At 45.5% G+C, this 14,091-nt stretch carries 13 protein-coding genes; 4 read left to right on the forward strand and 9 right to left on the reverse strand.

Going from position 1 to position 14,091, the window contains the following annotated elements:
- Positions 1-75 precede the first annotated feature (75 nt).
- The 4 genes from urtA to B4F66_RS05340 form a co-directional block, all read right to left on the reverse strand.
- Positions 76-1,326, reverse strand: coding sequence for an urea ABC transporter substrate-binding protein (gene urtA, locus B4F66_RS05325; protein ID WP_292354385.1), 1,251 nt, complete (start codon positions 1,324-1,326; stop codon positions 76-78).
- Between the two features lie 63 nt (positions 1,327-1,389).
- Positions 1,390-1,746: an FmdB family zinc ribbon protein gene (locus B4F66_RS05330; RefSeq protein ID WP_292354383.1), complete on the reverse strand. Its 357-nt coding sequence runs from the start codon at positions 1,744-1,746 to the stop codon at positions 1,390-1,392.
- Positions 1,747-1,762: 16 nt separating this feature from the next.
- The gene (gene fmdA / locus B4F66_RS05335; RefSeq protein ID WP_292354381.1) at positions 1,763-2,986 is read right to left on the reverse strand and encodes a formamidase; all 1,224 of its coding nucleotides are present in this window, start codon (positions 2,984-2,986) and stop codon (positions 1,763-1,765) included.
- Between the two features lie 46 nt (positions 2,987-3,032).
- On the reverse strand, positions 3,033-4,151 hold the full coding sequence (locus tag B4F66_RS05340; protein WP_292354379.1) for a porin family protein: 1,119 nt from the start codon (positions 4,149-4,151) through the stop codon (positions 3,033-3,035).
- 199 nt (positions 4,152-4,350) lie between these two features.
- Between B4F66_RS05340 and B4F66_RS05345 the strand changes: the two genes are divergently transcribed.
- The 4 genes from B4F66_RS05345 to B4F66_RS05360 all read left to right on the forward strand — a co-directional run bounded on the left by B4F66_RS05345 (position 4,351) and on the right by B4F66_RS05360 (position 8,379).
- A complete protein-coding gene (locus B4F66_RS05345) occupies positions 4,351-4,845 on the forward strand; it encodes a hypothetical protein (RefSeq protein ID WP_292354377.1) in 495 nt (164 codons plus the stop codon).
- A 116-nt stretch (positions 4,846-4,961) separates the two neighbouring features.
- On the forward strand, positions 4,962-6,425 hold the full coding sequence (locus B4F66_RS05350; RefSeq protein ID WP_292354375.1) for a circularly permuted type 2 ATP-grasp protein: 1,464 nt from the start codon (positions 4,962-4,964) through the stop codon (positions 6,423-6,425).
- Positions 6,425-7,366, forward strand: coding sequence for an alpha-E domain-containing protein (locus tag B4F66_RS05355; RefSeq protein ID WP_292354373.1), 942 nt, complete (start codon positions 6,425-6,427; stop codon positions 7,364-7,366). The genes B4F66_RS05350 and B4F66_RS05355 overlap by 1 nt, the downstream gene beginning before the upstream one ends.
- Positions 7,363-8,379, forward strand: a complete 1,017-nt coding sequence (locus B4F66_RS05360) for a zinc-binding metallopeptidase family protein (RefSeq protein WP_292354371.1) — start codon at positions 7,363-7,365, stop codon at positions 8,377-8,379. The genes B4F66_RS05355 and B4F66_RS05360 overlap by 4 nt, the downstream gene beginning before the upstream one ends.
- Before the next feature lie 15 nt (positions 8,380-8,394).
- Here B4F66_RS05360 and B4F66_RS05365 read toward each other — a convergent pair whose 3' ends face one another.
- The 5 genes from B4F66_RS05365 to B4F66_RS05385 form a co-directional block, all read right to left on the reverse strand.
- On the reverse strand, positions 8,395-9,159 hold the full coding sequence (locus B4F66_RS05365) for a proteasome-type protease (protein WP_292354369.1): 765 nt from the start codon (positions 9,157-9,159) through the stop codon (positions 8,395-8,397).
- Positions 9,160-9,210: 51 nt separating this feature from the next.
- Positions 9,211-9,918, reverse strand: coding sequence for an endonuclease/exonuclease/phosphatase family protein (locus tag B4F66_RS05370; protein WP_292354367.1), 708 nt, complete (start codon positions 9,916-9,918; stop codon positions 9,211-9,213).
- Positions 9,915-12,032 carry a VTT domain-containing protein gene (locus B4F66_RS05375; protein ID WP_292354365.1) on the reverse strand — a complete coding sequence of 706 codons (2,118 nt, stop codon included), beginning with the start codon at positions 12,030-12,032 and terminating at the stop codon, positions 9,915-9,917. Before B4F66_RS05375 ends, B4F66_RS05370 begins: the two co-directional genes overlap by 4 nt.
- A gap of 131 nt (positions 12,033-12,163) precedes the next feature.
- A complete protein-coding gene (locus B4F66_RS05380; RefSeq protein WP_292354363.1) occupies positions 12,164-13,471 on the reverse strand; it encodes a sodium-dependent transporter in 1,308 nt (435 codons plus the stop codon).
- A gap of 61 nt (positions 13,472-13,532) precedes the next feature.
- On the reverse strand, positions 13,533-14,021 hold the full coding sequence (locus B4F66_RS05385; RefSeq protein ID WP_292354361.1) for a hypothetical protein: 489 nt from the start codon (positions 14,019-14,021) through the stop codon (positions 13,533-13,535).
- Between the last annotated feature and the right edge of the window lie 70 nt (positions 14,022-14,091).

Consider the following 14,091-nt stretch of genomic DNA (forward strand, 5'->3'; position numbering starts at 1 on the left):
GACAACCTTTCGCTCTTCTGTCACTTGGCAGGCTGGTCAACGACCAGCCTGCTTTTGCGAACGTTCTATTTCGATTTATTGGTAACCTTCTGGGAATGGGTTTGGCTCAATCAGATCAGAGGTATAAACCACTTCTGCCTGACCGTCTTTGTTCCATTTACCGATACGGGTTTTGCTCCATAAATGATGATTAGGATGCAGTTTGACGTAACCTTCAGGCGCTGTAGTCAGCTCGATATCACCTTCTTCAGATGCGGCGACAACTTTATCCACATCAAAACTTCCAGCTTTCTCGACTGCTGCTTTCCATAACCATGGGCCAAGGTAAGCGGCCTGAGTCACATCACCGATAACGCTGTCTTCGCCGTGCATTTCTTTAAATGCTTTTACAAATGCAACGTTGTTCGGATTGTCCTGACTTTGGAAATACTTCATAACAGAGTAGAAGCCTTCCAGATTTTCACCACCGATACCCAACACTTCATCTTCGGTCACCGACAGGGTCAACAGCGTTTGTTTATCTGCTGTAATACCGGCAGCATTCAGCTGTTTGAACCAGGCCACGTTACTACCACCTACAACAGCAGCGAAGATAACGTCAGGCTTTTTCAAACGGATTTTGTTGATAACTGAACCAAACTGAGTATCACCTAAAGGTTTGTACTCTTCACCGACCACTTTACCGCCAAGTACTTTTTCGATGTGGATACGAGCGATCTTCATTGAAGTACGTGGCCAGATGTAGTCCGAACCAATCAGATAGAACGTTTTGGCACCTTTTTCTTCAGCAACCCAGTCCAGACCAGCAAGGATCTGTTGGGTAGCTTCCTGACCGGTGTAGATAACGTTTTTGGATTGTTCCAGTCCTTCATAGAAAGTCGGGTAATACAATAAACCGTTTTCTTTCTCAAAAACTGGCAAAGCCGCTTTACGTGATGCCGATGTCCAGCAACCGAAAACTGCCGCTACATTATCATTCACCAGTAACTTTCTGGATTTCTCAGCAAATGTTGGCCAGTCACTGGCGCCATCTTCCTGAATGATCTCAATCTGGCGGCCGAGGATACCGCCACTTTCATTGATCTGTTTGATAGCCAGCTTTTCCGCTTCCTGGGCACCGGTTTCACTGATCGCCATGGTGCCGGTTAATGAATGCAAGATCCCTACTGTTACAGTGTCATCTGTCACTGCAAGTCCGGTTGTGTTGACTTCAGCAGTCGGATAATCCGCTGCCATTGCACTACTGGTAATAAATCCAGCAGCCACCATTGCACTTAACAGTGCTCCGGTTTTACCTAAAAATTTTCGTCGACTGAAGTAACTCATCGTGTATCTCCTGTTAGCAAATTTAGAGTGAACAGCGTTGTTCCGAACGGTTTTTCTTGGCGCTCAATGTCCGAGCATCCAGGGTCTTGCGGTTTTCTTTGTCTGCATCATCAGGCCGTTGGGATTGCTTTTGGCCTGTGCTGCCGTTTTGGCTTTATCGGTGGAATCGGTTTTACACGTGTGCGTTCCTGAGCAACCACAGCTGGAACGTCGCACTTGTTTAGGTTCATGGGCAGACTTTTCATTGCGTTCTTTGGCCACCCGAGTGTTTCGGTCCATCAAGGCGAGATAGGGGGCGGAAATAATCCGCACCGCCATCTCGCCACACTCCACACATTCCACCGAGTTACCGGCTTCGCTCATTTTGCGAAGCGCGGTGAAATCGCCACAATGCTCACATCGGTAGTCATATATCGGCATAACGTGATATCCCGTCTTAAGAAGTCGAACTTAAATCAAAACCCTGAGTGACAAATTGCGATGGGCCATCTGCCGTAGGGTTAATATTGAAATCAAAGATTTCTGTTGGGATCCACAATGTGGCACATGCATTCGGAATATCCACCACACCACTAATATGACCTTGAACTGGGGCGGTACCTAGAATGGATAGTGCTTGCTCACCGGTGTAACCGAATTTCTTAAGATATTCGATGGCATTCAGACAGGCTTGACGATAGGCAACATGAACATCCAGATAATGTTGTTTACCTTGTTCATCGACTGAAATCCCTTCAAACATCAGGAAATCGCTGTAAGTCGGTGTTAAAGGACTGTTTTTGAACAGTGGATTTTTAATACCGTATTTCTTCACGCCATCTTTAATCAGGCTGACTTTGATATCGATATAGCCGGCCATTTCGATAGCACCACAGAACGTGATTTCGCCATCACCCTGAGAGAAGTGAAGGTCACCCATCGATAAACCGCCATCTTTCACATACACCGGAAAGTAGATTTTTGAACCTTTGGTCAAATCCTTGATATCGCAGTTACCGCCATGCTCACGCGGTGGTACGGTACGAGCACCTTCTTTTGCCGCTTTAGACGCTTCATCACCCTTCAAACGGCCCATCACAGCAGCCTGTTCATTAGGTGGTAATGCCAGAGGAGGCACACGATCTGGTTCGGTTGAAATCAATTCAGCTTCACGTTTGTTCCATTCCGCCAACATTTCTTTCGATGGCAAACAACCAATCAAACCAGGATGCATAATGCCGGCGAATTTAACGTTCGGCACATGACGTGAAGTGGTGTAAATACCGTGGAAATCCCAAATGGATTTACGCGCTTCAGGGAAGTGGTCGGTTAAAAATCCACCGCCATTTTCTTTGGAGAAGAAGGCATTAAACCCCCATTGTGAATCTTCAAAAGTGCCGACATCTAAAATGTCTACCACCATCAAGTCACCGGGCTCTGCTCCCTCAACACCAATTGGGCCACTGAGATAGTGGACTTGTAACAAGTCCACATCACGAATGTCATTGGCACTGTCGTTGTTACCGATCTGGCCACCGGTCCAATCCATACATTCCACACGGAATTCATCGCCCGGTTTCACCATGGCAATCATCGGAATATCAGGATGCCAACGATTATGTATTTGTCCGTCCTGTTCCCAGGGTTTTTTATCTAAATCAAGTTTTACTAAGGTTTTCATCGGTATCTCCTACGTTGAAGAAACGTTTTGATAGGTAATATTTGGATTAAAATTGCAGCTGCATTGAAACGACGAATTGATCTTGATCCGCTAAACCTTCTCTTTCCAGGTCGCGATAAACGGCGGTAACGGATGCGTTGTAGCCATCAATGAAGTAGTTCACCCCAAAATCTGTACGCTCGGTTTCGCCAGCATCAGAATCAAAACTTTGGTAGCGAACGAATGGCATAAATTGGCCCCAACCAACTCTTTGGTTGAAGATATAGCCGGTACTGACGTAATAGGCTTCACCTTGCTCTGAAAGGAAGACATCATCCGTGTCATAGTCGAAGTAGGCGGCCTCAAGAGATACCGCACCCGCGGCAAGTTTCTTCTCTACCAGAAGATCCACTGTCCATTGAGAGTAATCACCAACTTCAGTTGCTGAAGCTGAACCATCGCCTTTATGACGGCCTGCCAAACCTATAGTGAAAATATCTTTGGTACCGAGATAGTTACCTGTACCGTAATAACCTGGCTCTTTATCCCAGAAGCTGTATTGCAAACGCCCGGCATACATCAGGTCATCGTCTTGATCGGCATTATCGGTAACGTCTCCCACACCACTGAATTCAAAAATCTTGTCGGCTTCAAAAGCACCGAATGAATAAGCCAATCGTTGGTCAAATGCCGTGGCAACTAAAGCCACACCATCATCACGACCGATAGTGCCGCCATTCCAGCCATATCGAGCTGTAATGTTTGCCCAATAACCATCACCTGATGTGTAGTAAGGCCCAGCCATATTGGCGCGGCTGCTTGGTGACAGGAAACGACCTGCCCAAATCGCCATATCTGGGGTAAATTGGAAAATACCGGCAGCGTCAATAATCTGGAAAGAATCATTACCACCTGATTTTTCAGAGTTGAACATACCTTTGATGTATTTATTTAATGAACCTGAAACATACAAACGGGCACTGTCCAGTTCAAAATCATTAGAATTGCCGCCATCATTTGCCGCATCTTCAAGATTGCTATAGCTGCCACGCATACCAAATCCAACACTGACATATTGATCTTCACCAAAGGTAATCGTGCCAGCAGCATGACTAGTTGCCACAGGGGCAAGAGTAGCGGTTGTGGCCAAGGCGACCAGGTATGCGACTTTGTTCATTTTTTTCATTTTTCTTCTCCCGAAAAACTCACCAGAATTAAAGCGTTGTTGTTGAATTCGCCTCGGTGCTCATCAACCATTAAGTTCGAGAGCCATACTAGTCAGCTGGGTCTAGTGCTTAAATACGTCAAATTGCGTACATGGGTTACGTAGGGTTTCAGTTACTCTGAGAACACACTTTCAAATAACAGGTTGTTAAGGAGGAAAAATGAAACGCCAAAGCATTCACGTAATCGGTTCGCTGATTTTGTTCAGCAGCTTGTTAGTTGTTTCAGGTTGTGGAGGAGAATTCAGTTATAAACGAGGCGCTACTGCGACAGATTTTCAAAGTGAAAAAGAGCGCTGTGAATCAGAGTCAGCTTCTGAAAAAGAAATTGATCAGTGTCTGCAGCAGCAAGGCTGGTTAGTCGTTAGTGCAGATAAGCCCTTGATTCCACTGAGTCGTGGTGAAAGCAAAACCATTGCGATAGCGGATGATGCCATGGCAGAAATTGACGATAAACCCGTTGATCCCATGGAAAAATTACAGGTTAATTCATGGTGGCGAGCGGGTGCTGGACCGGAAAAACTAATGAATGACAGTGAAGCCTGCACAGCGGAATTAGGTAAAGAACACTCCCCTGAAGCGAATATGAGTCTGGTTACCCGCGGCTTATTGGGCTGTATGCAGAAAAAAGGCTGGGCTGCCTTGTTACAACAGTAACTGTTGAAAATCACATCTGAATGGCCTGGAGCGGGCTGCATTAGGGATTCGCCGGGATTTAGGGCATAACTATTGCAGTCACAGCTTCATGATTATCTGAAGAAGGGGAAATGAGCATGATGCAGCTGTGGCGTGATTATGATCCCGGTGAGTTCTACGATGAGCTGATGCATGATCAGCATCAGCCAAGACACTTCAGTTATAAACTGCTGGATTATCTGAAATCCATGCGAAAAGAGGCATTCGAGCAGCGTATCGTTGATTCTGAACTCGAAATTCTGGAGCGTGGTATTACCTTCACGGTCTATAGCGATGCCGGCAATATTGATCGTGCCTGGCCCTTCGATATCATTCCCCGCATCATTCCCAAAGGCGAATGGGATTGCACCGAAAAGGGGCTGGTGCAACGAATTCGTGCCTTAAATATGTTCATCAATGATATTTACAACGATGGCAACATTATTCGTGATGGGCTGATTCCAGAAGAAGTTGTGCTGCAATCCAAAGGTTACCGACCTCAATGTAAAGGCATGCAACCTGCACACGGGATCTGGGCGCATATTTGTGGTTCGGATTTAGTGCGTGATGACAACGGCACGATGTATGTATTGGAAGACAATTTACGGGTGCCATCCGGTGTTGCCTATATGCTGGAAAACCGCAAGACCACCAAGCGTGTATTACCGGAATTATTCAAATTACTGCATATCAGCCCGGTCAATGATTACCCTTCACACCTTTCTGCAATGCTGGCTTCGCTGGCACCCGATGACATAACACATCCAAAGATGGTTTTACTGACCCCGGGAATCTATAACTCAGCTTATTTTGAGCATGCTGCATTAGCTCAGCAAGCGGGTTTGATCTTGTTGGAAGGCGCCGATCTGACCGTTGGCAATGATGGTTATGTCTATATGAAAACCATTCATGGTCTGGAACGAGTCGATGTCATTTATCGACGCATAGATGATGATTTTATTGACCCTCTGGTGTTCCGTGAGGATTCTACACTTGGTATTCCCGGCATTATGCAATCCTGGCGCGAAGGAAAAGTCGCCATTGCCAATGCCCCCGGCTGCGGTGTTGCCGACGATAAAGTTATTTATGCCTATGTGCCGGCAATGATTCGCTATTACCTCAACGAAGAACCTTTGTTACCCAATGTACCAACCTGGATGTGTCGAGATCCGCACCAACTTCAGCACGTTCTCGACAACTTAGCGGATCTTGTCGTCAAACCTGCTAATGAGTCCGGTGGTTATGGCATGCTGGTTGGGCCGCATTCCAGTGAAGAACAAATAGAAGCTTTTCGCCAATTATTAATCGACGATCCTAATAACTACATCGCCCAACCGACCCTAAAGTTATCGGTATCCCCCACCAGTTGCGGCGATCATATTGCGCCTCGTCATGTGGATTTACGGCCATTTATCCTGTCTGGTAAAAATAACTACGTCACACCTGGCGGGTTAACCCGGGTAGCACTCGTCAAAGGATCGCTAGTTGTTAATTCTTCACAGGGTGGTGGCAGCAAAGATACCTGGATAGTGGATGACTCACATTTTGGAGGGCTTAACTGATGTTGTCGCGGGTAGCTGAACGGGTTTATTGGTTGGCCAGATATCTGGAGCGGGTCGAAAATACCGCTCGTTTAATCAATGTCCATACCGGGCTGCTGATGGATTTACCCAGAGACGTCGAAATAGACTGGTTTACCTTAGTCACCATTTTTGATGCTGAAATGTTTTATCACGCAAACTTTGAACAGATTAATGAAAATAATGTGATGCAATTTTTGCTGGCAGAACCCAATAACCCGATATCGCTACTTAATTCATTATCCGCCGTTCGGGAAAATGCCCGTACCTCGCTGGATATCCTCCCGGAAGAAACCTGGGAGCAGGTAAATGAGCTGTATCTGCTGGTTAAAAATGAAATGGCGGCCATCAGTAACCGGCGTCGACGTCAGCAATTGCTATTGACCATCATGGAACGCTGTCAGACTGTGTGGGGCATATTGGTCAATCATATGAGCCGGAATCATGCCTATCATTTTATGCAAACGGCCAAGCATCTGGAACGCGCCGATATGACCAGTCGAATCCTGGAAATGACGTCATTACTGATGGCTGAAAACCGCAGTGAATCGATGCGTGCAGCAGAAGGCATTTTATGGACACATTTATTACGCGCATTAAGTGCTCAGCAGATGTACACTCAGACTTACAGTTCATCCGTTAACGCCGATGGCGTATTAACTTTTCTGATTCGAGATGAGGCTTTTCCACGTTCTTTATTCTTTTCGCTTAAAGCAATTGGACGTTATTTGTGGCCTCTTCCTCAGTCAGCAACCACATTGGAACACCATCAAAAAATCATGTCTGAAATGTTTAATGAAAATCTGAAAGAACTTCCAGCCGAGATGATCTATACCCGTATGGATGAATTACAGGCAAAACTTGCTGAATTGAGTTCTCAGATAAGTCAAAAATGGTTTCACCCTGATAGATCGGTCGCATGAAACGTTTTTATTGTCATTGCGGGCAAGAAGTTTTTTTTGATAATACATATTGCAACAGCTGCAACAGGATCTTAGGATTTGATACCGAACAGCAACAGATTGTCAGTATCGAGCCTTACAAAGGCCAGTTTCGTTCGGTGGAAAGTCCCGAAAAACGTTATAAACGCTGTGTCCATCATCAGCATTTGATGCAGTGCAACTGGCTGCTGCCGGCCGATGATAATTTTACGCAATGCATATCCTGCCGGTTAACCCGTGTCATACCTAATCAGAACTACCCGTATAACGTTAAACGCTGGTCAGTGCTGGAAGCGGCCAAAAGAAGGATGCTGTATGGCTTGCTTCGGTTAGGTTTACCGATAGATCAATGGCCAGCTACTGATACACAGCAACTGCAGTTTCATTTTCTGGAAGATCAGATAAGTAATCCGATTGATGGTCATGAGCAGGTTTTCAGTGGTCATGCGGCAGGTATCATTACGTTAAATGCTTCAGAAGCTGATAACAGCTATCGCGAAGCAACCCGAGAGGCCATGAATGAGCCTTATCGTACGTTACTAGGCCATTTCCGTCATGAAATCGGGCATTTCTACTGGGAAAAACTGATTAAAAACCAGCCAATTTATGATGCGTTTAAAGCATTATTCGGTGATGACACTATTGATTATCCGCAGGCTTTGGCAGCTTATTACGAGGCTGGCCCTCCCGAAGATTTTCAGCAGGAGTTTATTTCAGCCTACGCCAGCGCCCATGCCTTGGAAGACTGGGCTGAAACCTGGGCACATTATCTGTTGATGCATGAAACACTGGAAACGGCAGTGGAGTTTGAGGTTATTCGCCCCCCCGAAACGGATCGGGAATTTCATGTCTGGTTATCAGAATGGATGCAGTTAGTACTGGTGTTGAACGCGTTGAACAGAAGTATCGGTAATGCTGATGCCTATCCATTTGTGGTGTCAACCGCGGTGCAGAAAAAGCTGCAGTTTATCCATGATCTAATGCATGATATTTAACGTTAACGACGTTTTTTACTGTTCACTAAACCTGGGCATCTCGGTAAAGGCCTGACGAAGCTTATCCCCCCACGCCTTTCTCAATTCAATAAGATATGGGTGCTCTACTCCAAACCGGTAGTGATTGCTAACATTGTAACTGTCTTTTTTGTACATCAGTACTTCAATGGGTGGTCCGACACTGACATTACTCTGCATGGTAGAGTCCATTGAGATCAGTGAACAAGTGGCTGCATCCAGTAAAGAAGTATCCGGCCGGATAAAACGATCCAGCACCGGTTTGCCATATTTGCTCTCGCCAATCTGCAGATAAGGGGTCTCTTTGGAACTGGTAATGTGATTACCCTGCGGGTAAATCATAAACGCCTGCGGAGGACCACCCTGAATCTGACCGGCCAGCAATAACGTGGCTTCCGGGGCAAAGCCTGAAGCTTCATTTTCAGAATAACGGCGGATTCGACTACTGAGGATTTCACCGATGTAATCAGCCGTATCAGAAAGATAACTTAAGGTATTTAAATTACGTGCCTGACTTTCACGAATATCGCGATGAATCTGTTCAACCACAAATTGTGTAGTCGCCAGATTACCTGCACTCATTAATACCAGACAACGATCAGCATGGGTCTCAAACCGGGTCATCTTGCTGTAGGTGCTCACCTGATCGATTCCGGCATTGGTTCGGGAATCGGATGTCAGCACTAATCCTGCATCTAAGGTAATGGCTACACAATAGGTCATACATGCCTCTGAAGTAATCTGTACAAAGATAGTCGACATTTGGCTGCAGGGCAATGCCCAAAAGGGGTTATTTAGTGTTCTTGATAGGGCTCAGAAAGCAATGTTGGCAACAAGTGGTAAATGATCTGATGCCTGTCTTGCTAAAACAGATTTATGAACTGATAGTTTAATGTTGCTGCGTTGCGGAGCAATCCAGATTCTATCCAAAGCGAAAATTGGCCAGCGTGCCGGGAAAGTCGCCAAGTGTGGTGGCGCGCTGAAGTGTCTGTGTAACCAACGCAATGGACGCCCCCATAGCAACCACTCATTCACATCCCCCAGTAAACAGCTTATATCGGCTTCCTGTTGTGATTTAACATCGAGTAACTGCTTAACCTGCCAACGCCGCTCTGCCGGTTTCAATCCTAAATGGGTCGCAATCACTTGCAGTTCATAGCCGGCAACATCAAAAGTAGCTTCGATGGCTCCTCGTGGCTCGAAACCGGCAACACTTAAATCAATATGTTTGAAGGACTTTAATGGTAACTTTGTTAACAGGGCATTTCCGTAGTGACGAGTTTCCCGAAACAATGTGGGTCCAGCAATGGCTTCATGGCCCGTCTGATAGGCCAGATACTCGAGTAGGTCCAGCTCATCAATCGAATGGTGTTCGACTTCCTGTAAAGCAACAATATCGGCATCGATTTCTTTTAAAACGGCAGCGATACGCGCAGGATCAAATTTTCCATCCGCCCCTATGCAGGCATGAATATTATAAGTAGCGATCTTGAGGGTATTTGGTCGTTTTATTTGGGTCACGTATCTGTCGAAATTCTGTTAAGCCATTTTTTGACACCGTACATCAAGCTACCAATCCCTAAAATCACCAATACAAAAATTATAATCTCGAAAGGTTCAGGGTGTTGGACGACTTGTATAAGTGAATTTGCAAAAACGGTTATGGCTAAAATACCCGGCAACATTCCCAGCAGAGTTCCCCAGATAAAATCTCTCAATTTGATATGAGATGCACCTGCTACCAAGTTTATCAGTGTAAAAGGAGCCACAGGAATAATCCGAACGGTAATAATGGCCATTACACCATGATTGGCCAAGCGTTTTGACAGTCGGTTTAATTTTGACCCAGCCATTTTGGACACACTTTTACGCCCCAGCCACTCACCAACGATATATCCCAATATCGCACTCAGCATTGACCCCAGAATAGCGTATATACTGCCCGGCCATGCACCAAAACTGATCGCAACGGCCACGACTAATAAGGTCAGCGGTATTGCAAATAAACCGGCAATAGCAAAACCTGTAATCACAATAAAAGGAGTAAAGGGACTGTCGTTGAGGGTCTCGATCATAAGTTGAAGATTTTCAGCCGTTAACCAGTCATTGAGTGGCGTCCACTTCCATAAAGCGGTCATTGCAATGACGGCTAATAAGACTAATGCCGTGATAATGATCTGTTTTTTAGGGGACTTCGGCTCATCAATAGGCACCAGCTTCCGGCTCATTTCAACGGAGTCTACCGGACGCTCAGGATCGATATAGTCAGCTGTCGGGGTTAATTCATCGATACTCTCATCAACTTCACAATTTAATCTTCTCAAGGTACGTGGAAACTGTTCCCGGGAATTAATCAGCGTAAGCAGCGAATCATGTTCTGCCAGCAATTCTTCCAATACATCAACCGCAATATCAAGATGTTCACTGAGCAGTCTATGACGTAAGGCCTTTATCGCATCAGACTGTTCTGCATTTTCTGCTTCAATTGCCAAATCACATTCACTATCAAGCCCCATCGAGCGATTACTTAAATTAGCTGACCCCACTCGCAAAAAAACATCATCAACAATCATCATCTTGCTGTGCAGACTGATATAACTATTACCTAATGCTTCATGATGCGGGTAACAAATCAACAGACGGTCATGTTTATCGGCTTCACAAAGCTTTCGGCAAATCCTGGAACGCAATACATCCATCGTGTGTTGTTCAAGCCAGCCACCGGTCATGCTGGGACAGATAATCACAACTTCCGGGCCACTCTCTTCCTTCAGTCGCTGGGCTAAAACCTCTGCCACTTTCCAGGATGTAAAATACTGATTTTCTATGTATATAAGGGTTTGGGCCGCCGCAATAGCATCAAGGTAGAGTAATTCCACTTCGGTAATTTCCCTGTTTCCCTTAAATTCCGGCAGGGTTCGGGCAATGGCAATGTTGACCTGTCGAAAATCAACCTTGATATCTTCAGGCCAAATATCATCCTGGTTTGCGGAGGGGGGAGCCAGCTGCTCACCCGTTGCTTTTTGCCATCGTTCCCGCGACAGTTCCGCCAGACTCTTTGCCGCTTCCCCATCGACAATCATCTGCATATCATGGAATGGAGGGTAGAGCTCATTATCAGGGTCAATACGACGTTTATCATCAGGTGCATGTTCACTGCTATCCCAGCGATGTTTACCTGGATCGATACCGCCGCAGAAAGCGATTTTATCGTCAATTACAACGACTTTTTGATGCTGTGAACCACCAAATGGGCACTCGCCATCAAGCTGATAATGTAAACGGGATTGCTTTTTCCAGCCGGGACGAAACAGGGGTAACCATTCGCGCTCAAGCGTATAGAGCATTGCCCAGTCCCAGTTGAGGATATAAATATTTAGCTCAGGCTTTTGCTCAAGAACGGCATTTATCAAATCTCCTAATTCAACAGGTAAATCCGTAGGGGTCTCACCTCTCACCAGTCTCAGTCGGCTATCAATATCCCAGGCAAGAATATAAACAGCAGATTGAGCTTGTGAAATGGCAGCATGCAAGGCGCTAAAGTAATTTTCACCATCCACCAGCACGGAGGCTCTATCAGCCTGAACATACCGCCAACAGTTTTCTTCGTGGCGGATAATTTTTTTATCATGCATATTCAGAATGAGCTCCCTGCAATAATCGATTATCAATCAAGCGTAGCATAGCAATGCTGGATTCAAATTTACTCAGGTTAACCACCAAGTGGTTATAAATACGATCTTATTCATCAATAATCTGCTAAAGATCAGAAATACTGCATGAGAAAAGTGATTAGCATGAATATTGGCAAGAAGCGGCCCACCAGATATATTCGCCACTCCCACCAATGTGAATTGGTCCCCAGAACCGAATGAATTTTAGTTGGGGGGATAAACCAGCAAAACAAGGCGGCGCCAATGATGCCAGACAGGATAATAATATTACCGCCGGCAATCCTGTCGACCATGTCGAGCACGGGCTCACCCGCTATCTGTAAATTCATTGGAGTAAAACTCAGAGCCGAGGCCGAGCCGATAATCAACATCACTAATGCTACCAGCATAACCGCTTTAACATTCGTGATGCCGAACTCTTCGGCAAAAGCGGAGACAACGACCTTTAATCCTGCCAGCGTTGAGGTAAATGCTGCAGCAAAAAACAAGACAAAAAAAACAATGCCAAAGAACCATCCCGCTGACATTTCTGCAAACACTTTAGGCATGGTGGCAAAAGCCAACTGGGTACCTTCTTCTGGAGACAATCCCTGACTGAACACAAATGGAAAGATCATCCAGGCAGCAAGCAAGGCAATTGATGTCTGAAAGACCGCAACGATAATACACGCTCTTGGAAGGTTAGTTTTTCGCGGAATATAGCTGCCGTAGGTGATTAAATAGCCTTGGCCAATTGCCAGCGTATAAAAAGCCTGGCCAAAAGCAAAAACCCATAGTTCGCCGCTGGTTATTTTATTCCAGTCAAACTGGAAGAAAAAATTAATGGTTTGTTCCCAGCCGGAAGTTTTACTGGCCATTACCACTAAAAAAATCATTACCGCCAGTAGCACCGGCATCAGAAATTTTGACAATCGCTCAATTGATTTTAGACCGTTAATCAGGACGATCGAGGCCAATCCAATAATGACCAGAAAATACCAAAAACTGTTATAGCCCTCGGTAAACTGATCAAATACCCTTAACTCTCCTCGGCTGGCATCAATAGCATAGCCCAGAGTCCAACCGGTAATGACGAGATAATAACTGGTAATAGCAATTGTAATGGTCACAACCAGCCAGCCGTAATAGCTTCCCAGACGATTCACCTGTCTGAAAGTTGCAACGGTATTGCCATGGGTAAGACGTCCGGCTGCCACTTCGAGCATCATGATTGGTAACACGACGATAAATAACGCCAGCAAATAAGCGATGACAAATACGCCACCACCATTTTCGCCCACGATATAAGGAAACCGCCATAGATTACCAAGCCCAACAGCTGCTGCTGCCATCGATGCTATAAAGGCCGGTTCAGAGCTCCATTGTTTTCTCGATTGAATGATAAAACTTTGGTCTGGCATAAAAATCTTCCGTTTCAAACATCCGAGTTGAACGGTTTAAAGTTAGTTGAACAAAAAAGAATTACTGCGGAATGACGCGATAGTAACCGCTTTTCCCACGTATTAATAATGCCGGGGTTCTGGCGGGTAACATTTCTTCAGCACTTTCGACTGCCTGAACAATAGCAACTTTGTTGCCCGCGGGTTTATCCAGAATGTATTCAACACCCAGCTGGGACTTAATCTTTTCATCAAAGAACTGGCCAGCCAATGCCCCGCCCACCAGCGCCACAATAGTAATGGCTACGCCTGCAGGATTATCCGCCTGGGTAATTCCGTAAGCAGAAGCTCCGGCAACTGTTGCACCAACCGCAGCGCCCCAACCTGGACGTTTATCACCGAGCCCTTCAATCCTGACCATACGAGATGAAATGATCCAGACATCTTCAACCGCCATGATCTCACCAATTTCATCTCGATAGTAATTACTCTGTGTACGTGATGCACAGGCAGTGATAACCGGTAATACCATTAATGTAATCAAGAGCCATCTGGTTAAATCTCGAGACATATTTCATCCTGATTATTGTTCAAACGCATTTGAATAGATTGTTACCCATAAAGAATAAGATAGTCATCAT

The sequence above is a fragment of the Methylophaga sp. UBA3603 genome (assembly GCF_002375335.1).
Taxonomy (GTDB): domain Bacteria; phylum Pseudomonadota; class Gammaproteobacteria; order Nitrosococcales; family Methylophagaceae; genus Methylophaga.